The sequence below is a fragment of the Pseudomonas tensinigenes genome (genome assembly GCF_014268445.2).
Taxonomy (GTDB): Bacteria; Pseudomonadota; Gammaproteobacteria; order Pseudomonadales; family Pseudomonadaceae; genus Aquipseudomonas; species Aquipseudomonas tensinigenes.
This window is the reverse complement of the sequence record NZ_CP077089.1, coordinates 407,188-430,467: the sequence shown is the minus strand read 5'-3', so window position 1 is coordinate 430,467 and position 23,280 is coordinate 407,188. Positions and strand designations below refer to the sequence as shown.

20 protein-coding genes are annotated in these 23,280 nt (G+C 60.4%); 2 read left to right on the top strand and 18 right to left on the bottom strand.

The genetic code is table 11. From position 1 onward, the window contains the following. Nucleotides 1–6 precede the first annotated feature (6 nt). The 11 genes from pgaA to HU718_RS01820 all read right to left on the bottom strand — a co-directional run bounded on the left by pgaA (nt 7) and on the right by HU718_RS01820 (nt 12,827). The gene (pgaA, locus tag HU718_RS01870; RefSeq protein ID WP_186616264.1) at nt 7–2,487 is read right to left on the bottom strand and encodes a poly-beta-1,6 N-acetyl-D-glucosamine export porin PgaA; all 2,481 of its coding nucleotides are present in this window, start codon (nt 2,485–2,487) and stop codon (nt 7–9) included. Nucleotides 2,488–2,737: 250 nt separating this feature from the next. Beyond that, nucleotides 2,738–4,243 (bottom strand): YdgA family protein, encoded by a 1,506-nt coding sequence (locus tag HU718_RS01865; protein WP_186616263.1) that lies wholly within the window; start codon nt 4,241–4,243, stop codon nt 2,738–2,740. A 292-nt stretch (nt 4,244–4,535) separates the two neighbouring features. Next, entirely contained in the window at nt 4,536–5,171 is a 636-nt protein-coding gene (locus HU718_RS01860) for a hypothetical protein (RefSeq protein ID WP_016987623.1), read from the bottom strand. A gap of 93 nt (nt 5,172–5,264) precedes the next feature. After that, nucleotides 5,265–6,707, bottom strand: a complete 1,443-nt coding sequence (locus HU718_RS01855) for an efflux transporter outer membrane subunit (protein WP_186616262.1) — start codon at nt 6,705–6,707, stop codon at nt 5,265–5,267. Beyond that, nucleotides 6,704–7,606: an efflux RND transporter periplasmic adaptor subunit gene (locus tag HU718_RS01850; protein WP_186616261.1), complete on the bottom strand. Its 903-nt coding sequence runs from the start codon at nt 7,604–7,606 to the stop codon at nt 6,704–6,706. The genes HU718_RS01855 and HU718_RS01850 overlap by 4 nt, the downstream gene beginning before the upstream one ends. Beyond that, entirely contained in the window at nt 7,603–7,812 is a 210-nt protein-coding gene (locus tag HU718_RS01845; RefSeq protein WP_007917703.1) for a DUF1656 domain-containing protein, read from the bottom strand. The genes HU718_RS01850 and HU718_RS01845 overlap by 4 nt, the downstream gene beginning before the upstream one ends. Beyond that, nucleotides 7,809–9,872 (bottom strand): FUSC family protein, encoded by a 2,064-nt coding sequence (locus HU718_RS01840; protein WP_186616260.1) that lies wholly within the window; start codon nt 9,870–9,872, stop codon nt 7,809–7,811. The genes HU718_RS01845 and HU718_RS01840 overlap by 4 nt, the downstream gene beginning before the upstream one ends. Continuing rightward, nucleotides 9,869–10,297, bottom strand: coding sequence for a MarR family winged helix-turn-helix transcriptional regulator (locus HU718_RS01835; RefSeq protein ID WP_127925375.1), 429 nt, complete (start codon nt 10,295–10,297; stop codon nt 9,869–9,871). Before HU718_RS01835 ends, HU718_RS01840 begins: the two co-directional genes overlap by 4 nt. Before the next feature lie 117 nt (nt 10,298–10,414). After that, the gene (locus tag HU718_RS01830; RefSeq protein WP_127925374.1) at nt 10,415–11,905 is read right to left on the bottom strand and encodes a Fic family protein; all 1,491 of its coding nucleotides are present in this window, start codon (nt 11,903–11,905) and stop codon (nt 10,415–10,417) included. An 86-nt stretch (nt 11,906–11,991) separates the two neighbouring features. Continuing rightward, nucleotides 11,992–12,237 (bottom strand): DUF2789 domain-containing protein, encoded by a 246-nt coding sequence (locus tag HU718_RS01825; RefSeq protein WP_186616259.1) that lies wholly within the window; start codon nt 12,235–12,237, stop codon nt 11,992–11,994. A 128-nt stretch (nt 12,238–12,365) separates the two neighbouring features. Further along, entirely contained in the window at nt 12,366–12,827 is a 462-nt protein-coding gene (locus HU718_RS01820; RefSeq protein WP_038367331.1) for an aminoacyl-tRNA deacylase, read from the bottom strand. 174 nt (nt 12,828–13,001) lie between these two features. Between HU718_RS01820 and HU718_RS01815 the strand changes: the two genes are divergently transcribed. Together HU718_RS01815 and HU718_RS01810 are read left to right on the top strand one after the other, a co-directional pair. After that, a complete protein-coding gene (locus HU718_RS01815) occupies nt 13,002–13,532 on the top strand; it encodes an NfeD family protein (RefSeq protein ID WP_186616258.1) in 531 nt (176 codons plus the stop codon). A 2-nt stretch (nt 13,533–13,534) separates the two neighbouring features. After that, the gene (locus HU718_RS01810) at nt 13,535–14,293 is read left to right on the top strand and encodes a slipin family protein (RefSeq protein ID WP_077570069.1); all 759 of its coding nucleotides are present in this window, start codon (nt 13,535–13,537) and stop codon (nt 14,291–14,293) included. Between the two features lie 45 nt (nt 14,294–14,338). Here HU718_RS01810 and HU718_RS01805 read toward each other — a convergent pair whose 3' ends face one another. From HU718_RS01805 to HU718_RS01775, 7 genes are all read right to left on the bottom strand, one after another. Continuing rightward, on the bottom strand, nt 14,339–15,919 hold the full coding sequence (locus HU718_RS01805; protein WP_186616257.1) for a glycosyltransferase family 39 protein: 1,581 nt from the start codon (nt 15,917–15,919) through the stop codon (nt 14,339–14,341). Between the two features lie 55 nt (nt 15,920–15,974). Beyond that, nucleotides 15,975–17,582 (bottom strand): efflux transporter outer membrane subunit, encoded by a 1,608-nt coding sequence (locus HU718_RS01800; RefSeq protein ID WP_225936833.1) that lies wholly within the window; start codon nt 17,580–17,582, stop codon nt 15,975–15,977. After that, nucleotides 17,579–18,649, bottom strand: a complete 1,071-nt coding sequence (locus HU718_RS01795) for an HlyD family secretion protein (RefSeq protein WP_186616256.1) — start codon at nt 18,647–18,649, stop codon at nt 17,579–17,581. The genes HU718_RS01800 and HU718_RS01795 overlap by 4 nt, the downstream gene beginning before the upstream one ends. A gap of 27 nt (nt 18,650–18,676) precedes the next feature. Then, nucleotides 18,677–20,215 carry an MFS transporter gene (locus HU718_RS01790; protein ID WP_186616255.1) on the bottom strand — a complete coding sequence of 513 codons (1,539 nt, stop codon included), beginning with the start codon at nt 20,213–20,215 and terminating at the stop codon, nt 18,677–18,679. A 190-nt stretch (nt 20,216–20,405) separates the two neighbouring features. Next, nucleotides 20,406–21,323, bottom strand: a complete 918-nt coding sequence (locus HU718_RS01785) for a LysR family transcriptional regulator (RefSeq protein WP_025113444.1) — start codon at nt 21,321–21,323, stop codon at nt 20,406–20,408. Nucleotides 21,324–21,525: 202 nt separating this feature from the next. Next, nucleotides 21,526–22,392 (bottom strand): ABC transporter permease, encoded by an 867-nt coding sequence (locus tag HU718_RS01780; RefSeq protein ID WP_186616254.1) that lies wholly within the window; start codon nt 22,390–22,392, stop codon nt 21,526–21,528. Nucleotides 22,393–22,411: 19 nt separating this feature from the next. Further along, nucleotides 22,412–23,272, bottom strand: a complete 861-nt coding sequence (locus HU718_RS01775; RefSeq protein WP_007918315.1) for an ABC transporter ATP-binding protein — start codon at nt 23,270–23,272, stop codon at nt 22,412–22,414. Nucleotides 23,273–23,280 lie beyond the last annotated feature (8 nt).

Genomic DNA, 23,280 nt, shown 5'->3' with positions numbered 1-23,280 from the left:
ACTCTTCTAGAAGCGGAAAGTGAGGTCGACGAGCAGACGCAGATCGGTCTCCCGATCACCGTCGTAAGGCCGGTTGATCACACTGAACAGAGCGCCCACCTCGAACACGTCGTTCCAGGCATAACGCTGGCCGTAACCGAGCAGGGCCATGCCACCGGTGCCGTGATCACGCTGGCTGTACGTACCCGCGCCGGCCTGGAACTGCTGGCTCCACGAAGTTTCGTAGCGGTGGTAGAGCACGTGATTGACGTTGACCAGCGGCATCACGCTGAAGTCGGATTTCGGGTTGAAGTACGGCACGTCATCGGACTTGGAGTTGTGGCTGGTGCCGACCTCCAGACCGGCGTCGACCTGCACGTTCGGCGCACTGTAGACGCCCTCGCGGCCGGTGAGCAAAGCCTCGACGCGGTTGTTACCGTCGCTGAAGTGCGACGGGCTTACCGACAGGCGCCACTCACGGCTTTCGTTGGCGCGCCAGCGGATGAAACCGCTGCCGCCGTTGGCCTTGATGTCACTGTTGAGCGCGCGCAATGGTGTCTCGGCCGAGAGGTATTCGAGGCTGCCGCCGTACTGCCAGTGGTCATTGATGTCGCGAGCGATCGCCAGACGCGCGCCTTGTTTGTCGCCGAAACCGTAATCGTGGTTGGACACTTCAGCTTCGAGGGTCATATCGCGGGTGCGCCGCTCCAGGCCAACGCGCTGGAAGCGGTGGTGCCCGGTGCCTTCGGCGAAGTCGCCGGTGGCATACCCGGCCCCGGCGAACACGCGCCAGTCTTCATCGATCGGCGGGCTGTACAGGGTGGTCTGGATGCCGAAATCGCGGCTGCCGCTGACGGCTCCGGCATCGCCACTGCCGCCACCGTTGGCCTTGCCGCCGTAGGCTTCGACGCGCAGTTCAGACATGTCATGCACTTCGCGTTCGCGGGCCAGACGCTGCACTTGGCGGTTGTCCGGGTAACGCGCGACGACGTCGTCGGTCAGCGCATCCATCTGCCGCCATTCCTGCAGCGTCATGGCGGTGCGCGCCTGCGCGACTTCCAGGCCCATGTCGCGCGGCACCATGCTCTCGGTTTCCTTGAGCTGGTTTTCCGCGCGACGCGGCCATTGGCGGGCCAGGTACAGATCGGCCTGAGCCAGACGTAAACCGACGTTACCCGGCGCTTGATCGACCAAGGTCTGCAAACGCTCCTCACCGTGAGGCAAGTCGGAACCGTAAGTGCCGGCCTGAGCGGCCAATTGCTGGGCGTCCATCCATTCATCGTTGGGGTTGCCGATAGGCAGCCCTTTGAGTTCGACACGCGGACGCTGGGACTTGGCGGCGTCCTCAGCGACTTGGCGCGCCTCATCAGCGCGGTCGCTTTCCAGCAGCGAGTAGTACAGCGCAGTGGTGTCTACGAGTCGATCACCGACATCGGCGTCCGGCGCCGCCAGCACTTGGCGATACAGGTCGGTGGCGATTTCCGGCTGACGTTGATCCAGATACGACGCCGCTACCCAGCGCAGGGCGTAGGTCGGAATCTTCACGCCCTCGGCTTGCAGCTTCTGATATTCAGTAATGACGTCGGCAGTGCGCGCCCGGGCCTTGAGCGCCCCCATACAGTCGATGCGCCAGCGAATCACGTCGTCGTGAGCGGTCGCGTCCGGCGTCCAAGTGGCGAGCAGTTTGTCGTAATCGGCCAGCGCGCGATCGGCGATGACGTAGCGTTCTTTTTCACTGCGGGTGGCGAGTTCGGCGAGACGCACGCGCTCGGCAGCCAGATCGCCTTCGAGGCGACGCAGGGTGACCGGATCAATCAGACCCGGACGCTGATTGGCCAGACGCAACGCCGGTTCCGGCAGACGCGCCTTTTGCAGAGCGACCACATATTCGCGGGCAACTTCCGGTTTGCTGCCGGCGCGTTTGAAGGCTTGATCGTATTCGAACAGGGCGTCGTACTGTTTGCCGGCGCGGGTCAACGCGTAGCCCAGCGCCAGACGACGGGAAGGATCATCAGGCTTGGCCGCCACCAGTACTTTGGCGCGGGTCACCGCTTCGTCGGGTTTGCCGGCGTCAGCCTGAGTCAGGGCCAGGCCCAGTTGCAGGTCGGCGTTATCCGGCTCCAGCGCCAGGGCCTTGTTGTAGACCTGAGTGGCTTGATCCCAGCGTTTGAGGTTGCGGTAGGCGCGCGCAGTGGCGGTCAGCGCCTGAACCGGCAGGACGCGGTCGCGTCCCTGGGTTTCATAGACCTGCACCACTTCGGCGTCGAGTCCGGCCCAACTGGCGATCTGCAGGTGATCGCTGATCTGCCCGGTGGTCGACTGGCCGGGCGGCACCTGACGCAAGACCGTCAGTGCGGGCGTGGTTTGCCCGGCACGGGCGTCGCGCACCATCTGATCGTAGGGTGTGTCGGCAAACGCCAGTGCCGGCCAGAGCAATTGGCTGCACAGCGCGACTCGAAACAAAGGGCGTAAACCACGATGTAATACGGGAACATCAATCCGCGGCATTCGTCAGCATCCTTACATGGCCAGCCGGGTCGCAATGCCCTCCTTGCCCTTTCGTAACGGTGGCCGCCAATGCACATGCAACGGCCAAGCTTAGTCAGGCAGTCTTGCACGCAAGCGCAGAGCAATATCCAGAACACAATAATTGTTCAGAATCGTGCTGGCGGTTCAGCCGAAAACCCGAACGCCAGACAGCAAAACGCCCGGCGTCCGTGCGATACGGAGGCCGGGCGTTGCTATCAAGAACGCAGAATCACTGCACTTGCGTGACGCCTGCGAACTTGCTCATCAGGAAGCCGATGAACTGCTCGACGGTCATCTTCTGGCCGTTGAATTCGACCTGATTGGCGGCGTAATGCAGCTTGGTCACGACGTTGCTGCCGTCGACGACTGCCAACTGCGAACCGACCGCCATGCCCGCGAACATATCGGCCGCTTCCTTGGACTGATCGACGATGGCTTTGGCATCGGTCTGACCATCCAGCTGTGCCTGCACGCTGAGCAGATCGACCAGCATCGGCTTCGATACCTGGATATTCAGGTCGAGCAACGCGATCAGTTGTTTGCCCAACTGATCCGGCGGCAGATCCATCGATTGCGGTTTGGTCAGGTCAATGACCAGATTGGCCTTGCTCTCACCGTTGGCGGTATTGAACGAGAGGTTTTCCAGCGCAAACTGTGGGCCGGCGGCCAGCAGTTTTTGCAGATCGGCTTTGACTTGTGCATTTTCCGCTTCGGTCAGGTTCAGCTCCGGCGCTGGCAAGCCCTGGGCCGCAGCTTCGGCGGCGGCTTTTTCATAAGGCTGCAGTTTGGTCTGGTAAATCTGCATCAGCGACATAGTCGACGGGATATCGAGGTTTTTCAGGCTCATGGCCATGTTCGCCGAGCCGATTTTCTTGTCGTTGAGGCTGACTTCGCCAATCTTGTAGTCCGCACGACCCGAGGCATTGCTGCCGTTCTCTTCGGTGAGGTTCTTCATTTCGAAGTTCTTCACACCGAGGACCGACTGCTTGGTGCCGAAAGTGGTTTTGATGTTGGTCAGCACCAGAGTGTTTTCCCCGGTGTAGTAGCCATAGCTGCTCTTGGCGAGGTTGCTGGCCAGGGTCAGACCGTTGAGTTCGACCTGCACCGGCGCCTGATCTTCAGCGACGGTGACCAGTTTCAGGTTGTCCATGTAGCCGTCTGCCTTGACCTTCTGCGCTTTGGCGTTAGCGGAGATGTTCATGGTCAGGCCGGAGAATTTCAGGCTCGACTGCTCATCCAGTGCGGTTTCGAACGGCAGCAGATCGAGGGTGCTGGTGGTGGATTCGTCGTAGCCGATGCTGGTCACGCCTTTGAGCGGCGCGGCGCCCTTGGTCGCGGCGAACCATTTCTCGGTGGCCGGATTCTTTTCCAGCTCGTAGTTGCTGGTGGCCATGACCGGCAGCCATTTCAGCGAAACCAGACGCGAGAACGGCAGCGGGCCATGTTCGATGTGGTCAACGAACAGCAGTTCGACCGGTGCATCGCCGAACATCTCGCCTTCACCTTTGAGGCGGTAGTGCGCGGTGCTGGTGAAGGTGTGGCGCTCCAGCGACACCAGTTCCAGCGACGCAGTGCCATTGGAACCGGCCATGGCCGTTTGCAGCTCTTGGTTGGCATTGCTAACGGCGTTGTTGAGCACGCCTTCGATCTTGGTCCCGGTGTACCAGGCCCCGCCTGCGCTGATCGCGCCGATGGCAACAACAATTCCGAGAAGCACGCCTGCTGATTTATTCATGAATGACCTGATCGATTTCCGTGGCTGTGAGTGTGGTCGTCTTCCCTGAACCCGTGACCGGGTCGCGGCTCGACTGCGCTGAATTCAACGGTGGAGATTAGCACCGGGCGCGCAAGACGGCCCAATGTTTAAAGGTTAAAGAGTGTCTATGGGGAGAGTGGACAGTCGCCAGGCTGGAAGAGTTTCGCTGTTTTTTAGGGCGCTATCGCGAGCAGGCTCACTCCTACAGGGAAACGCATTCCAAATGTAGGAGTGAGCCTGCTCGCGATGAGGCAGGTCGATTCAGCGAGAATCAGGAATACTGAACCTCAATCTCATCCAGTTGATGATCAAAGCTTTTCAGCCGCGCGGTCCAGGTGTACACCAGCACTTCAAAGTCCCGATCGATCACCGCCCCGCCCGGCCCGTCGGCGCGCGGATCGCAGAAATCCAGTTGATAGCGCTCGCGGGCCATGGCTGTAGCGACATCGGACAATTCCCGGGCATTGTTGAGCCAGTGCCAGCCCTCGCCATCAATCTGCTTGTCGAGTTCCAGACACTGCTTTTTCAGCGCTTCGAGGCTTTTTTCCAGCGGCGTGCCGGTGAGTTCGCCCATGACTTCGGCGAAGGTGCGCCCCGGCTGCCAGTAACTGCCCCAGAAATACCGGTCGAACACGGTTTCGACCCGACGCAGGGCGACTTTGGTGTCCCAGATCAGCACCAGGGTCTTGCCCTGTTCAAGCTGCCGTTTCTTCACCCGCTGCACCTGGAGCGACGCCCAGGCGACCACGACGATTGCCATGACCGCAATCAGCGCGACGGCGCTGTCGAGGAAAACCATGGCCTTGTCGATCTGGTGGGCCAGCATGATGCCGTAGAAATAGGTGGCCGAAAGCAGCACCAGCGCTGCGAGGGCGCACCAGAAGCCGAGAGCGTAAGGGTTTTTCATTATTGGTTTCCCCTAGACCAGCGCTAGCAATGTGCGCTGAAGGGGCGCTTTGCACGGGGCGCCCCTTCAACACTTCAAAGCATAGCAACGGCCTCAGGGTTTGCTGGGGCTTGGAGCGTGCGTTCGTCCGCTTTCCCAGCCGCCGCCCAAGGCGAGGAACAAATCGATCTGGCTCATCGCAACCTGGGTGTTGGCGGCGGCCAGTTGCGCGGTGACATCGGTGTAGGTGCGGGTCGCTTGCAGGTCGGCGAGGAACGACTCGCGGCCGGCCTGGAAGAAGCGGTGGGTCTGGTCGGCGGCCAGTTTTGCAGATTGCTCGGCATCGGCCAGCGCATCGCGGCGTTGCAGCAGCGCACTGTACTGGGCCAAGCCGGTCTGGGTTTCGCGAATGGCGTTGAGCACCACGCCGTCGAAATGCGCCAATGCGCCTTGGGTCGCCGCCTCTGCCTCGCGGATTCGCGCACGGGCGCCGTTGGTCGGCACCTTCCAGCTCAGCGACGGGCCAAAGCCCCAGCGGTTGGTCGACGGATCACCCAAGTCATCGATGAGACCAACAGTGCCGATGGTCGCGCCGATACTGATGTCCGGATACAACTCGCCCGTGGCGACGCCGATCCCGGCGGTCGAAGCGGCCAGACGACGTTCGGCCTGGCGAATGTCCGGGCGACGTTTGAGCAGCGCAGCGCCATCGCCGACCGGCACCAATTGGGCGATTTTCGGCAACTCGGCGCAGGTCGCGGTGCCGGCGGGCAACTGATCAACCGGTTTCGCCAGCAACATCGACAAACGGAACAGCCCGGCCTGACGCGCGGCTTCATAACGCGGCAAGTCGGCGCGCAGGGATTTGAACTGGGTTTGCGATCGGGTGACCTGGGTTTCGTCACCACGACCGGCGTCACGCAGTCGCTGGATCAGCGTGGTGCTTTGCGATTGCAGGTCCAGGGAATGCTCGGCGATTTCCCGTTCTTCATTGGCCGCGCAGACTTGGGTGTAAGCACGCACGACGTCTGCCACCAAGGTGATCCGCGCCGTGTCTGCCGCGGCCTGGGTCGCGTCGGCATTGGCCTTCGCGCCCTCGATGCCACGCTGCAAGGTGCCCCACAGATCGAACTGATAAGAAGCGCTGATGCCGATGTCGCCGACGTTATCGACCGGGACTTTTTCCGGCAGCAAGAATGCCTGACCAGACTCTTGCAAACGCTGCGCGCCCATCTTCACACCTGCGCTCCAGCCACCCGCTGCTTCGGCCTCATCGACCTGAGCCCGCGCCCGTTGCAGGTTCGCCGCCGCCACGCGCAGATCGGTGTTGGAGGCCATGGCCTGCTGCACCAGTTGATCCAGCCGCGCATCCTTATAAAGACGCCACCAATCCGCCGGCACCGGCGCCGAGACCACCGGTTTTCCGGCAACCGCCAGCTCACCCTGAAGATCCTTGCGCTGAACCGCCGCATCCTCAGGCACCTGATAGTCCGGCCCGACCATCTGACAGGCCGAGAGCATCACGCCCAACCCGGCGATCATCAGCGCCCTGCTCATTGCGCGGGCTCCTGCTTTTTATCGTCGACCTTTGAGTCTTCGATGATCGAAACGGTGGCAGTGCGTCCGGCGATCATGCGGAAATCTGCCGGCACGTCATCAAAGGCAATCCGCACCGGAATCCGCTGCGCCAGCCGCACCCAGCTGAATGCCGGGTTAACGTTCGGCAGCAAGTTGCTGCCGCTGCTGCGGTCGCGGTCTTCGATACCGGCGACGATGCTTTCAACATGCCCGCGCAGTTTGGCGCGGTCGCCGATCACACGGATGTCCACCGACTGACCGACATGAATGCCGGCGAGTTTGGTCTCTTCGAAATAACCGTCAATGTGAAACGAATTGCTGTCGACCACCGACAACACCGGACGCCCGGCGGTGACGAATTCCTGCGGACGCGGCGCGCGGTCGTTGACGTAACCGTCGACCGGGCTGCGGATCACCGAGCGATCGAGGTTGAGCTGAGCGCTGTCCACGGTGACCATGGCTTCGGCCAGTGCCGATTGCGCGCGAGCGACCTTCGACTGGCTTTCTTCCAGTTGCTCGGCCGGTACGAGGTTGCCGAGGCCACGGTTACGCTTGGCTTCACGCTGGGCCTGGGCGAGGGTTTCTTCGCGATCGGCGACAGCCGCCTTGGCCTGACGCAGGGCCAGTTTGAAACGGTCCTGGTCGATGCTGAACAGCACCTGGCCGCGCTTGATCAACTGGTTGTCTTTCACTTCAACCTGCTGAATCAAACCGGACACGTCCGGGGCGATCTGGATAATGTCGGCGCGAATATGGCCGTCACGGGTCCATGGCGCGAACATGTAATACATCACCATGCGCCAGACGAGGACAACGGCAAAAGTCACGATCAGCAGGGTCAGTACCACGCGACCGATGGTCAAAAACGGTTTTTTCATGTCATCAGGTATCGACTGAGTGAGTCCACGCCGTACAGCAGTACCGCGTAGAGGGCCACGTTGAACAATGCCCGGTGCCAGACCAGACGGTAAAAGTGCACGCGCGTAAGCACGGCATGCACCAGCAAAAACAGCACATAAGTGATGCCCATCAACACCAGCAGGGTCGGCAGGAAAATGCCGCTGATGTCCAGATCACCGATCATAGGGGCGCTCCATCGGGCAGCGGTTCTTCGGAGTCGGCACTGGAGACGAATTCGACGCCGGGCAACAACGCCAGACGCAAACCGCTCAAGGCATGCAACAGGTTCAGACGGGTTTCATCGTCGCCGTGGCCATTGAGTGCGCGACGAGTGCGATCGAGGGTCATCAGCAACGGCGCTGGCGCCGGCAAGCGTTCGCCAGCCTTGAGGCAAGCGCGGAAATACTCGCCGACTTCACTGACCACTTGCTGCAACAGCGCGTTCGGCGCGCCGGTCACCCGTGGGGTGTAGGCGAGCAAATCGAGCAGGTTCAGGCCCACCCGCACCTCCCGCATGGCAATGCCGGTGTCCTGGCCGGTCAGGGCAAGACGCGGCAGGTGCTGCATCAGTCGATCGAGCAACTGCACGCCCAATTTGCGGTGTTCGGCAAGGTTGGCCGGTTCGGTCATGTGGACGATGTCTTTCCAACTGAAGCGGGTCAGGCGTTTCGCCGCCAGTTCGGCGCCGAACGGGCGTGCGACCAGCGTCCAGATAAACGCGAACAACAGCCCTAACGGACCCGCGAGGTTGGAGTTCACGAAGGCAAAAAAGTCCGCGTCGTAAGCCCCCTGAATACTGATGAACGACGAGGTGTTGACCAGCGTCAGCAGCATGCCGAGGAAAAAACGCGGCTGCACCGTCAGGGTGCCGACGCAGATGAACGGGATGGAAAACGCCAGCACCAGCATCGGGAAGTCATGCAGGTTGGGCAAAATCAAAAACAGATAAAGGCTGGCGAACAGCACCGACATGCCGGTCCAGAAAAAGAACCGGTAAATCTGCGGTGCCGGATCGTCCATCGAGGCAAAGAAACTGCACGCCACCGCCGCCAGAATCACCGCACTGCCGCCATCCGGCCAGCCGAGCAGAATCCACAGCACCGAGGCGGTGATGATCGCCAGAACGGTCGAGGCCGCCGAGTAGAGCATCAGCCCACGATCAATGAACGGCGTCAGACGACCGAGGCGCCAGTGACGGTAGACCGCGCGCCAGCTGTCCTGGCGCTCGCAGAGAATCGCGTCCTGCAGACTGCGGCAGTCCTGCCATAAATCGATAAATTCGCCGAGGCGATAAATCGAGTTGGAGAACAGCAATTGCCTGCGATCCTCAAGCGCCTCGACGCTCGGTTGCAGGGCTTCGAGCTGATCTTTCAGCGCTTGCCAGCGGTCGAGATCAGCATCTTGGTGACCGAGCCATTCACGGGTCGCGGCGAGCAGCGGTGCGAATTTTTCCACCAGCTCTGGTGTGCGCCGCTCTAGGGCGTAGAGCGAATCTTCCAGCGCATCGATCACCGGCAACAGATGAATCATCCGCCCGCGCAATTCTTTGGTGTTACGCACGGTTTGCGGTCGCGCGCCTTCGTGGGGCAACTGGCCGATCATCAATTCAAGGCTGTTGAAGTTGGCGACCATGGCCATGCGCAGTGCGGTGACTTCTTCGGGCTGCACATCGCGGCTGAGGAATTTCAGGCTATAGGTCGTTGCGTCGGCGAACCACTTGCTCACCGCGTCGTTGAACACCGGCGCCAGACGGCGTGGCCAGAACATCGCGCCGACCACCGCAGCCACGGCGATGCCGAGGAAAATCTCTTCGGTCCGCGCTTCCGCCACGTCCCACACCGCCAGCGGGTTATCCACCACCGGCAAGGCAATCAGCGGCAAGGTGTAACCGGCGAGCATCAATGCGTAGTTGTTGGCCGTGCGCAGTTGCAGGGACAGGAACAGCAAAATCCCCGTCCACAGCGCGATAACCACCACCAGCACATACGGGCTCTGCACGAACATCGGCACGAAAAAAACCGCCGCTGCCGCACCGAGAAAGGTACCGATGGCACGGTACAGCGCCTTGGAACTGGTCGGCCCGAGAAACGGGCTGGAGACGATATACACCGTGGCCATTGCCCAATATGGACGCGGCATTTGCATGAGCAAGGCGATGTACAGCGCGATCATCGACGCTGCAAAAGTCCGCACCCCGTAGAACCAGTCACGGGCCGGCGGAATGCCGGAGAAAAAACCGTTCAAGAATTGACCACCAAAGGCGGACTGGCCGCCTCAAAAGCTCTGAGTACCCGAAGCGTAGCTTCCAGATCGCTTTGCTCGATGCCTTCGAGCACCTCGTGACGCAAGCGCACCAGTTCGATCTCGACCGCTTGCACCAGTTCACGCCCGGTATCGGTCAGGCTCAGGCATTTGGCCCGGCGATCCTGAGCATCTTCGGTGCGGCAGACATAACCGGAATGGCACAACTGATCGAGCAGACGCACCAGCGACGGACTCTCCATCCCGGCCGCCTGCGCCACTTGCACCTGGCGCACGCCCTCGCCCAGACGCCCGATCATTAGCAGCGGGACGGCGCAGGCTTCGGAGATTCCATAGTTGACCAGCGTGGTCTGGCAGATCTTCCGCCAATGCCTGGCGGCCACCACCATGGCACTGCTGATGTTCATCTGGAGAGCGTCGAGATCGTTCGGTAAGGGGAAATGCACACTGTTAGTTTGCTAACTATCAATATCGCATTGGAGGGGAATTTCAGTCAAGTTTTGAAACAAATTGCCTGTTCAGGGTTAGCCTACCGAATCGAAATCACCCGCTATCTGCTCAATGAAATCGAAAACCTCCTCCGGCACGCTGAACTGGAACTGCTTACGTCGATGCTTTGAAACTTTGTCACCGTTGTCCAGACACATCATTACCAGTTTCGAGAGGTCGCTCCCCCGTACGTCAAAACGCCCATTCACCTCTTTGATGACGTAGTCGTATTTTTCAAGAAACTCGGTCTCCTCGCGCAGCTCCACTTCCAATGCTCGCAAGGCCATCTGCAAGGTAAATTCTGCACATTGAGTCCCGTCCCAGAATCGATAGATTGAGTCGTGCCCAATAAAATCGAAAGCCATCTGATCAGCGTCCAGCCAAGTGACATTCCAGAACTCTCTTGCTGGTTTCGAGAACTCCTTTAACGCTTCGAGATAGCCAGACTCTTCGTGTTTCATCGCTACGGAAACCGGTAACAACAAACCATTTTTTAGAGCGCCAGAGTGGCAAAGCGTCTGGTGAATCAGGAAACGTGAAAGTCGACCATTGCCATCCATGAACGGGTGAAGAAAGACAAACCCGAAAGCCACAACCGCTGCAGCTATCAACGGATCAACCTGCTTGGCTGAGTGATTGGCAAAACTCATCAACTCGTCCATCAACTCCCTGCACAATTGCGGTGGAGGCGGGACATAGCTGACGCCAGCTGCGCCTCTCAAGCCGTTGTGTAAATGGTTCTGTTCATGACGGAAAAGCACAGCTTTATCGAAAGGATTGGAAACCGTACTGTTCTGCAACTCGACCAAATAGTCTTCGCTCAACTCTGTTCGCTCATGGGCTTGGCGGAGAAGCCGAACAAAACGGCGCGACTTTTCTTCGTTGGGCTCTTCTTTCTCAATGGCGAAAGAATCGCGGGTCTCATGCAGATAGGCCCAATTGATTGCCCGATCCATCATTTCCGGCGGCAACGTCGCCATAAAAGCCTGGGCTCGACCAAGGATGTCCAGATCAAGCAGCGCCTGCAGCTCCGTCGTACGCTCGACTGTGGCGCAGTAACGCATTGACCCCAACCCGTTAAAATCTACCCGCCAACGACTATTTCGAATTGCAGGCCCGGTGACATAACGCTTGGGATCAAACAAAGCGACAACGTTGCCCCGAACCGGTACGGAATATTCCAGCTGTTTGCCCGTGAAACTTTCCCAAAGAAAACAGGCTTTGCGGATAAATACCCCGTTAGGTGATCGGCTCAACTCACCTAGCAACTCGTCCGCTTCAACGGTTTCAAGCGCTTGAGCAAGAATGCACAGGTTTATTCCCTCATGCTTCAGAGCAAACAAGATGTGCTCAAGTGTCGAACCCTGTGCCGGCGCGACGCCGTTTGGAACCGCTAGACACTCACCGATCAAGGTAATCCGGGTAACCGGTTTGATCATCGCAATGCGCTTGGGGGCAAATGCATTAAGCTTCAGCGCATCACGCAGGTGGGCATATCCAACAGTTGGCATCGTCATCGTCCACATAAAAAATTCACTGCGACGATTAAAGCCCAGTTTTTTTTACATCGCGCATGTTTTTTTTACATTACAGCCTTTTCCTACAATTTTTTTTACACACTTCTGCCCTTACGCAACAACACATCCAACTGATCCACCACCTCCGCCCAATCGGCGTCATCCAGAATCTCGTCACGCAAAAACTCCGCTTGGCTCTTCGTCCAGAAAAACGCATCAGCCAAATGCAGGTCGGGTTTGAGCGGGGAATGGGTGGCGATGAATTTGTCGATGTCGACCGGTTCGTCGGAAAGGCCGAGTTGTTTGAATAGTGATGGGAGGTTGTGTGTTGGGCTTTCCATTGATCAACTCCTTCAAAAATGGGCTGTGTGGAAGATTATTCGCGAGCAGACTCGCTCCCACAGGGGAATGCGATCAACCTGTGGGAGCGAGCCTGCTCGCGAAGGCGTCAGTGCCGGCGCCACAAAACCTAATCACTCAACTCCCGCACCTCGGCATGCGGCACCATTTTCAGAAACTCGGGCATGCTCATGTGCAGCAGATAGTTGTGGTTGCCCGCCTCCAGGTAAATATCCTTCTGCCGCGTCAACAATGGGTCGATGACCATGTCCAGGCCATAGGAGCCACCCAGCGGCGGTACCGCGCCGCGTTCGCAGTCGTCGAAGATGTGCGCCAGATTGCTTTCGCGGGTCAGTTGCCATTCGCCGCTGTTGCGCACTTTGCTCAAATCCAGGTGACGGCTGGCCGGCAGCACGGCCATCAGGTAATGCCCGTGGTGGTCGTCGAGGATGATCGATTTGGCCACGCGCTCGGCGGGCACTCCGGCGACCCGTGCGGTTTCCAGGCTGCTGGACGAGTGACGATGAGCGACGATGTCGTATTCGCAGTGCGCCCGGTTCAGGCTGCTCTGCACCTTTCTTGCCATACGCATGATGCACCTCGGTGTTGCGCTGAACGGTGGTTGCCGTGCCTTTGAGTCTAGTTCGGCGAGGGGTGGGTGCAGAGAATTCCGCCCATCGGACACATCCGCATATTGATCAAAATTCAACCAGCGCAACCCTCAACTAGACTGAAAGAACCAGACATGACGCTCGCGGAGGGTCACGTGAACAGCCGATGTTGTGCGTTTGCCTTGCTCCTGCTGATCAGCGGTTCAGCCCTGGCTGCCGACACCCCGTTGCCGCCGATGAGTCCGGCCGGTTTGTGGCTGATTACCTTGGGCATCGTCTTCCTGATCGCTGAAGCTGCACTGCCCAATTACGGCGTCGTTGGCCTGGGCGGCATCATCATGTTCGTCATCGGTTCGCTGATTCTGAGCAACGCCGAGTTGCCAGTGCCAATGATGATCGGCCTCGGTCTGATCAGCGCCCTGCTGTTGATCGGACTGCTGATCCGCGCCCTGAAAACCCGCCCGCGCCACGCCGTCAGTGGCGACGCCGGCCTGCTCGGCAGTGTCACCGCGATCACCACGGTGCAACCGGGCGATGCCCGCAATGGTTGGGTGCAACTGCAAGGTGAACGCTGGCAAGTGCTCAGCGCCACGCCGCTGCACACGGGGCAATCGGTGCGCGTGGTGGGTCGCAAGGGATTGTTGCTGCAAGTGGCCGCGACTGACGCGGCACCGCTCGGAGAGTGATCATGGGTCTGCAAATCGGTTTTGTTGCGCTGCTGCTGTTGGTGATTGTTCTCGCCGGCTCGACGTTCCGCATCCTGCGTGAATACGAGCGCGGCGTGGTGTTCCAGCTTGGCCGCTTCTGGCAAGTCAAAGGCCCGGGGCTGATCCTGCTGATCCCGGTGGTCCAGCAAATGGTCCGGGTCGACTTGCGCACCGTGGTTCTCGACGTGCCGCCGCAGGACGTGATCACCCGCGATAACGTCTCGGTCAAGGTCAACGCCGTGCTGTATTTCCGCGTGCTCGATCCGCAGAAGGCGATTATTCAGGTTGAGGATTATCTTTCTGCCACCAGCCAACTGGCGCAAACCACCCTGCGGGCGGTGCTCGGCAAGCACGAACTGGATGAACTGCTGGCCGAGCGCGAACAGTTGAATATCGACATCCAGCAGGTGCTCGACGCGCAGACCGATGCCTGGGGGATCAAGGTCGCCAACGTCGAGATCAAGCATGTTGATCTCAATGAATCGATGGTGCGGGCCATTGCAAAACAGGCTGAAGCCGAGCGCGAGCGACGGGCCAAGGTGATCCACGCCGAGGGCGAGTTGCAGGCCTCGGAAAAACTCATGCAAGCGGCGGAAATGCTCGGCCGCCAGCCCGGGGCGATGCAGTTGCGCTATATGCAGACCTTGAGTTCGATTGCCGGGGACAAGAGTTCGACGATTGTCTTTCCGCTACCGATCGAATTGCTCAAGGGCATGGCGGATTTGTCGGGGAAATCCTGAAGGTCAAAAGATCGCAGCCTGCGGCAACTCCTACAGGGGTTGGAGTTAGCCTGCGGGAGGGGTTGGGGTGAACAAGCGCGCTTTGAGTCCGCCGGCGTGGACTTCGGCGCTGACCTGCCAGGTCGCGGGCAAGGGTGAGAACTCTTCCGGGCCGTCGAAGCTGCCGACCAGCCACACTCGACCATTTCCCGGCAACTCAGCGAGGCTGTTCAAATAGACATCACTCGTCACCAGTGTGCCGAACCCGTACTCATTTGGCCGCGTCGATCGGCCATCGGCATTCGGTGGCGTGAAGAGGCGCACCTGCGCCCCGGTGCGATCGTAGTAGACGTAGCTCAGATACCAGAGCATGTCGCTGGTGACGATGCGGTCACCGGGAAGGAAATGCTGGTTGACGTACTTCACGACCGTGTCGAGTTGATCATGAGTGTCGACCGTGACGTTGTTGTTTACGCCGACCAGTTCCACCGCGATCAGCGACACCAGTACCGCCAAGGCAAAAATCCGCACGCGGCTGTACAAACGGTCGATGGCCAACGCCGTCAGCATCGGCAAGCCAAGGGCATAAGCCGTCAGATAACGTTCGATGAATACCGGCGTAATGAACGACACCAGATACACCAGCAATAGCGGCAGCCCGGTGTACAGCGCCAGCAGAACACTGCCGCGCGACACACTGCGATCGCGCATCACCGCGATGACTGCCAGCCCCAACATCGCCAGCGGCAACGCCGCGAAAATCAGCCACGGCAAACTTTCACCGTCATCCTGAATCAACCATGACCAGATCATCGACGGCAGCGAACTCAACGTAACGGCAGGCTCCCAACCGACATCGCCACCGGCCTCGAGCTGCTGCATGTGCTGCATCAAATCAAGCAGGTTGGGCAGCCACGGCAGGTACAGCACGACAATGGCCAGGTTCGCCAGCCACCAGTTCCAGCGCTGGATATGCCGGAACCGGTAACCGCGCTGTACGCGGATCGCGATCAGATAAAGCCAGTGACAGAGCGCCGCGAGCACGGCGAAATAGTGGGTGTAGAGCGCGGCGCTCATCAGCAGCAGGTAATACACCAGGTAGCGCTGGCGTTGCGGGCGCCGGATCCAGTAAACCAGCGCCAGGCTCGCGGCAATCAGCAGCGCACCGAGCAGCGCGTACATGCGCACTTCCTGGCTGTAGCGCACCGCCGTCGGTAGTAGTGCGAGCAACAATCCGGCGATAAACGCGGCGCGGCGAGTGGCCAGGCGATCCACCAGCCACACGCCCAGCCCGACCGCCGCAATACCGGCAAGCGCACTGAGAGCGCGGACCGCGAGAATGCCGTCCCCGAACAATTCGACCCAGCCATGCAGCAGCATGAAGTACAGCGGCGGATGCACATCAAATGCCGCGTGCTGCCAGATTTCACTCAGCGAATAGCGCGCCAGCAGCAGACTGGAACCTTCATCACCCCAGATCGCTGCCGCCGTCAGGTCATAAAAACGCACGAACGCGGCCAGCGCGAGAATTGGCCACAGCCAGTGATTTTTTACCCAGCGCACCCAACGCAGGCTGCCGAACCAGGAACCGGGCGCGGCAAACGGATCTTGCGTGTCGCCCATTGGCGTGACTCTGTTGACCGCCATCGCTTCCTCTTGCCGCGCCGCAGCGCCACGAGAGTATGACGCGCCAACCTGCCCATCACTTTAGGTCAGCCACGGCGGAACCGTCGATGCCGGTTGGCGCTTTCACGACACCCGGCAACCCGACGGCGACTTTCGCCTCTGGATACACCGACTCCCAACCGCCGCCCAAGGCCTTGTACAGCCCGACCATCGCCAGCGACACGCCAGTGGAGCTTTCCACCCACTGCTCCTGCGTCGCCAGCAGCGCGCCTTGCACGGTGAGGACGTTGACGAAATCGACCACGCCTTCGACGTATTGCTGTTGCGCGGTGCGCAGGGCGATCTGGTTCTGCCGTACGGCTTCGGCGAGGCTGTCGCGGCGGCGCTGGCTGGCGTTGTAGGCAGTCAGTTGATCGTCGATTTCGTGCCATGCGCGCAGTACGGTTTGCTGGTAGGCGACGGCTGCTTCCTGCTGCTGGGCTTCACGCAATTGCAGCATGCCGCGCAGGCGTCCGCCGTCGAACAGCGGCAGGCTGAATTGCGGGCCGATGCCGAACGCGCGTGAGCCCCACGAGCCAAAGTCGCTGAGTTGCATGGCTTGCGAGCCGAGGTTGCCGGACAGGGTGATGCGCGGATAGAAATCGCCCTTGGCCACGCCGATATTGGCAGTGGCAGCGTGCAGGCGCGCTTCGGCCTGGCGGATGTCCGGGCGGCGTTCGGCCAGTTGCGACGGCAAGCCGATGGCAACTTGCAGCGGCGACTGCGGCACGGCGGCGTCTGTGGATAACTCTTTGGCCAATGCCTGTGGCGGTTCGCCCATCAGCAGGCTGATCGCGTTGATCAACTGCGATTGACGTTGCTCCAGCGCCGGCAATCGCGATTCGATGGCCGCGACTTGCGCAGCGGCTTCGGCGACGTCGAGATCGGTCGCCACACCGTCAGCCAGACGCAGTTGCGAGAGCTTCAGGCTATGGCGGGCGACATCGAGGTTCTGCTCGGTAACGGCGCGGGTGTTTTGTACACCGCGCAGCTGAATGTAGTTTTGCGCCGTGTCAGCGAGCACGGCCAATAACACCCCGCGACGGTCGTTTTCAGCGACTTCGAGGTTTGCATCGGCGGCTTCGGTTTCGCGACGTACGCGGCCCCAGAAATCCAGTTCCCATGAGGCGGAGAAACCGGCGTCCCACAGGTTGAAGGCGGAATCGCCGTTGTGTCCGGACGGGTCGTTCAGGCCCTCGCTGCTGTTGCGTTTGCGCGCGTAACTGCCCGTGGCGGCGGTGCTCGGATAACGATCAGCGGTGATCACCTGGCGGGCGGCGCGGCTTTGCTGCAGACGGCTGCTGGCCATTTGCAGGTCGAGGTTGCTCTGCACCGCACGCTGAGTGAGTGCGGAGAGTTGCGGGTCGTGGAAGACCTCCCACCATCGTTCGTTGAGGGGTTCGCTGACGGCTTGGCTGGGGGCGGACTTGGCGGGTTTGGTCCAGTCGGCGATTTGTGGGGCTTCGGGCTTCTGGAAGTCTGGGCCCACGGTGCAGGCGGTGAGGCTCACTGCGAGCAAGGCACTCAGAGTGATTAGCTGCCACTGGCCTCTTCGCGAGCAGGCTTGCTCCCACCTGTTGGAATGCGTTCTCCCTGTGGGAGCCAGCCTGCTCGCGAAGGCGTCGGTTCGATCAACACGGCTCATCGCTGAGTCACCTCACGCACCGATGTCGCCGAGCTTTTGGTATCAATGCTCGCCTCCACCGACATGCCCACCCGCAACCGTTCGGCCAACGGCTGACCCGGCTCCAGCATGATTTTCACCGGAATCCGTTGCACCACCTTGGTGAAGTTGCCAGTGGCGTTGTCCGGTTTCACCGCCGCAAAGGTCACGCCCGTCGCCGGGGCAATACTCTCGACACGACCGGTCAGCGCTTCGCCGCCGAGACTGTCGACATGCACCAGCACCTCTTGCCCTGGTTGCACGTCAGTCAATTGCGTCTCCTGAAAATTCGCCACCACATACGCCTGCTGCAACGGCACCACCGCCAGCAGCTTGCTGCCCGGCGTCACATAGGCGCCGACGCGCACGGCCCGTTCGCCGATCATGCCGTCCTGCGGCGCGGTGATGCGCGTGTAAGAGAGTTCGAAACTGGCGATTGCCAGTGCCGCTTGTGCGTTTTTCAGACTGCCTTCGGCCGCATCTCGTTGAGCGGTAAGAATGTCGACTTGCTTGCGCTCTGCCGCCAGTTTCGCCGTGGCGGTGTCGAGATGAGCCGTGGCCTGATCAATGCGCGTGCGCGCCTGTTGCGCGTTTTGCACAGTGCCGGCACCAACGCCGGCCAAATGGTTGTAGCGATTCAACTCCTGCTGGGCGAAAGCCATTTCCGCTTTGGCCGACACCACCGAAGCTTGCGCCTGGGCGATCACCGACGTCTGGCGTTCCAGCGTCGCTTTGGCGTTCTGCAACTGTGCCCGCGCGACCAGGGTTTGCGCGTCTGCCGCTTCGGCTGAGGCACGCAAGTCGCGATCATCGATCAGCGCCAGCAACTGCCCGGCCTTCACTTGCTGGTTGTCCTCCACCAAGACTTCCTTGATAAACCCGGCCACGCGCGGCACAACGAGCGTGTAGTCGGCGGAGACAAAGGCGTCATTGGTGTTTTGCTGGGTACGTTTGCCAAACACGCCGGGCAGCGCCAGGTAAACCAGCACGCCGACCGCCAGTGCGGCGGCGATGGCCACCGCGAGTTTTTGCTTTGCTTGAGTCGTCATAAAAACCTTCATTGTTCAGTGCAGCAATCAGGTCGGCGCGCGCGGCGGATAAATCCGCGTCGGCAGCCAGAAAATCAGCAGGATCAACGCCACCGCGACGCCGGCCATGCACACATAGAGATCGGAAGAGGTCAGCACCACGGCCTGTTCGTGCAGGCGATGGGCGAGGCCCGGATCGCTGCGATCGGCCAGCGGCGAATTGCCGAGGCTGTCGACCAGCATGGTCGAGTGGAAATGCAAACGCGCGGTGGTCAGCGCTTCGATCACCCCGGTAGCGACCACGGCCGCCAAGCCTTTCACCGTGTTGAACCACGCGGAGGCGAACGGCCCGTCCTGCGGCTGGATGCTGCCGGTGGACAACATCAACAGCGGCAACACCGACATCGGCTGACCGAAGATCTGCAGCCATTGCAGGACGTAGAAATTGTCGCGAATCCATTCTGAAGTCAGCAGCGATCCGCCCAGGCAGGACAGCGTCAACATGCTCAAACCGATGCCAAGCACCCAGCGGCAATCGACCCAGCGCAGGTTGCACAGCGCGGCCACCAACGGCAGCGCAATCAGTTGCGGCAATGCGGCGATGAGCATGATCGGTGCGGTCTGCACCGGACGATAGCCCTGCACCTGCGCCAGATAGCTCGACGGAATCAGCACCACCGCCAACAACACCACGAGCACACCGGCCAGGGTCATCAAGGCGAACGACAGATTACGGATACCGAGCATCTGCAATTTGAAAAACGGAATCGGCTGCGACCATTCGTTGATCAGGAACGCCACCAGCAACAACGATCCGGCGCCGAGCAATCCACAGATCAGGCTCGACTCGAACCAGTCCAGCCGATTGCCCTGCAACAAACCGATCACCAACATGCAGATCGCTGGAAAGCCCAGCAGCAGACCTTTCCAGTTGAACGATCTGAGGCGTTCCAAACGCAGCGGGTCCTGCGGAATGCCCCACGCGACCATCGCCATGGCGATCAGGCAAGGCACGATGATTTGCCAGAACGTCCATTGCCAACCGACGTACTCCGTCCACAAACCAGCCAGCGGTGTGCCGAGACCGGGGCCGAATGTCGCCGTCAGCGCGTAGCCGGCCAGGCCATAGAGTTTGATGTTGGCCGGCAAAAAGCGCAGGGCGACGGTCATCAACATCGGCGGTAACGCACCGCCGGCCAGACCTTGCAGGATGCGCATCAGCAGTAGACTTTCGTAATTCGGCGCGAATGGACACAGCACGCCGAGTAGCGTGAACAGACCGATCGCGCAGAGGGTGAAGCGGCGCAGCGAGAAGGTCACCGAACACCACGGCGCGAAGGCCATGGCCGCGACCGAAGTGGCGGTGTAGCTGGCGACCAGCCAGGTGCCTTCGTCGTAACCGATGCTCAGCGCGCCACGGATGTCGGCCAGGGCCACCTTGGTGACCATCTCGTTGAGGCCCGACACCAGCACCGCCAGCAGCACGCCGACCAGGCCGATGATGATCCGCGCCCCGAACACCGGTGGCGTCGCCGCCTTCGCCGGGCTGGCCGCAGCGATGGGCGCTGCCGCCGACAGGGATGTCATGAATACACACTCCGGAGGGAAAAATACCGGAGCATCTTAGTCGGGCTTGGCAATGACGAAAATTGACTTATTGGCAGGTTATAAGTGCGTCAGACGCAATTGTTAAAAGCAAAAGATCGCAGCCTTCGGCAGCTCCTACAGGGATATGCATTTCAATGTAGGAGCTGCCGAAGGCTGCGATCTTTTGATCTTAGGGTTGTGCAGCCAGCCACGTTTCGTCGCAGCAAGCCTTGAGGGTTTCGCGCAGCCAGCGATGCGCCGGATCCTTGTCGAAGCGCGGGTGCCAGGCCTGGGTCAGCATCAGCGTCGGCAACGGGATCGGCAGGTCGAATGAGCGCAGTTTCAAACCCAGGCGACGCACGCTGAGCAACGCCTCTTTGGGCACTGGCAGGATCAGGTCGGAATCCGGCAAGGCAAACATTGCCGCATGGAAACTCGGCGCGATCACCGCGACGCGCCGCTCCAGACCCAGCGCATTCAGCGCGGTATCAATAGGACCGCGCGCGATGCCGCGGCGCGACATGCTGATGTGGGAAAACCCGGCGTAGCGCTCGGCAGTGATTTCACCGTCGAGCAATGGATGATCTTCGCGCACCAGTCCCACGAAGTGCGTCGAGAAGAGGTTCTGCACTTTGACTTCAGGGGTGACGGGGCGGGTGTTGCTGACGCTCAGATCGATGCGCCCTTCTCGCAGGGCTTCATCATCGCCATCGCCTTCCGGAACGAAACGCAACTCGCAGTGCGGCGCCAGTTGATCGAGGGTGTCGAATAGCTTGCCGCCGTAGACACCGATGAAGAAATCATTGGCGCGGATGCTGAAGCGCCGGCGCAGCGTGCCCAGCTCCACGGTGTCGGCGGAGCGGAACAACAGCGCGGCCTGCTCGACCACGTCGCGCACCTGCTCGCGTAATTCCAAGGCTTTGGGCGTTGGCACCAGACCCCGACCGGCTCGCACCAGAATCGGATCGCCGATAGCTTCGCGGATTCGCGTCAGCGTGCGGCTCATCGCCGCCGGGCTGAGGTTCATCCGCCGTGCAGCGCCGACCACACTGCCCTCGTCGAGCAAGGCGTCGAGGGCGACCAGAAGGTTCATGTCCGGGAGTTGCATGCTGAGCACTCATGGCTGATCAGGATTGATCTGAGCGCAATGCTAGCAAACATCCTTCAAGTATTGCGGTGGCATCACTGACGCCATCGCGAGCAGGCTCACTCCTACATTTGATCTCCAGTGTCTACAGATTTTGTGTCCTACGCAGATCCCTTGTAGGAGTGAGCCTGCTCGCGATGAGGCCAGCCGCAACGCCACAGAATTACCGCTGCATACCCCAGCGCTTGACCGTCACTCGTTCCAGCGTATCGAACACCAGATTCTCCACCAGCAACCCAATCAGAATCACCACCGCCAACCCGGCAAACACCTTGTCGGTATACAGCTCATTGCGATTCTGAAAGATGTACCAGCCCAACCCGCCCTTGCCACTGGTCGCGCCAAACACCAGTTCCGCCGCAATCAACGTGCGCCAGGCAAACGCCCAGCCAATCTTCAGCCCGGCGAGAATCGACGGCAGCGCTGCCGGAATCAGGATGAACAGCACCAGCCGCAAGCCCTTCAAACCATAATTGCGCCCAGCCATGCGCAGGGTTTCCGAAACGCCGAGAAACCCGGCATAGGTATTCAGCGCCAGCGCCCACAACACCGAATGCACCAGCACGAAAATCAGACTGTTCTGCCCCAGGCCAAACCACAGCAGCGCCAACGGCAACAGGGCAATCGCCGGCAGCGGATTGAACATCGAGGTCATCGTGCTCAGCAGATCACGGCCCAATTGCGTCGACACCGCAAGGGTGGTCAGGGCAAATGCCAAGACAATGCCAATCAGATAACCCTTGATCAGCACCACCAGCGATATCCACACCTTCACCAACAACTCACCACTGAGCAGCCCCTCGAACAGCGCATGGCTGGTCTGCAGGAAACTCGGCAGCATCAGGTCATTGTTCTGGATTCGCGCGACCACTTCCCACAGCACCGCCAGCACAATCAGGATCAGGCCTTTACGCAACCAGCCCTGTTGCCACAGCCGCGTGCCGAGCGACAGTTCACGCTCGACCGGCACCTCAGTCAGCGGCTCCAGCACAATTTCGAACTCTTCACGCACAGATGATGAATGGCTCATCGGGTAGTCCTCCTGGCGCTCAATAGGCGATGCGAATGTCGTTGAAGTCGTGGTCACGCTCGGTTTCCGGCGACTGGCCTTCGTCGAACAGCAGACGATGAATGCGCCGCGCCGACTCCTGAAACGCCACGCCACCCAAGCTGTGCAAGTCGTATTGATGGCTGTGCACTTCGGCGCGCACTCGGCCGGGATGCGGCGACAGCAGCAGGATGCGATTGCCGACCACCAACGCCTCTTCAATCGAGTGGGTGACGAACAACAGGGTGAAGCGCACCTCTTCCCAGAGCAGCAGTAATTCTTCCTGCATTTTGCGCCGGGTCAGTGCATCGAGGGCGGCGAACGGTTCGTCCATCAAGAGGATTTTCGGCTGCATCGCTAACGCTCGGGCAATCGCCACGCGCGCTTTCATGCCGCCGGACAAGGTATGCGGGTAGGCGTCGGCAAACGCCGCCAGACCGACCTTTTCCAGATAGTGCAGCGCGCGTTCTTCGGCTTCTTTTTTCTTCAGCGTTCGCGACGCGAGCAGCGGAAACATCACGTTCTGTTTGACGGTTTTCCACGGTGGCAGTTGATCGAACTCCTGAAACACCACGATGCGGTCCGGCCCTGGCGCGTCGACGCGCTGGCCTTGCAGACGGATCTCGCCTTCGCACGGTTGAATGAACCCGGCGACCGCTTTGAGCAAGGTGGATTTGCCGCAACCCGAGGGGCCGAGCAGCACGTAGCGATCGGCCGGGTCGATTTCAAAACTGACTTGGTGAGTGGCGCGCACCACACGTTGCGGCGTGCGGTATTCGAGGCTGACATGATCGACCGCCAGCAGCGCGTCGCTGCGAGCGATCGGGTTGCTGGCCGCGTGGCCTGGCAAGGGAGCGTTCATTTTTTGAT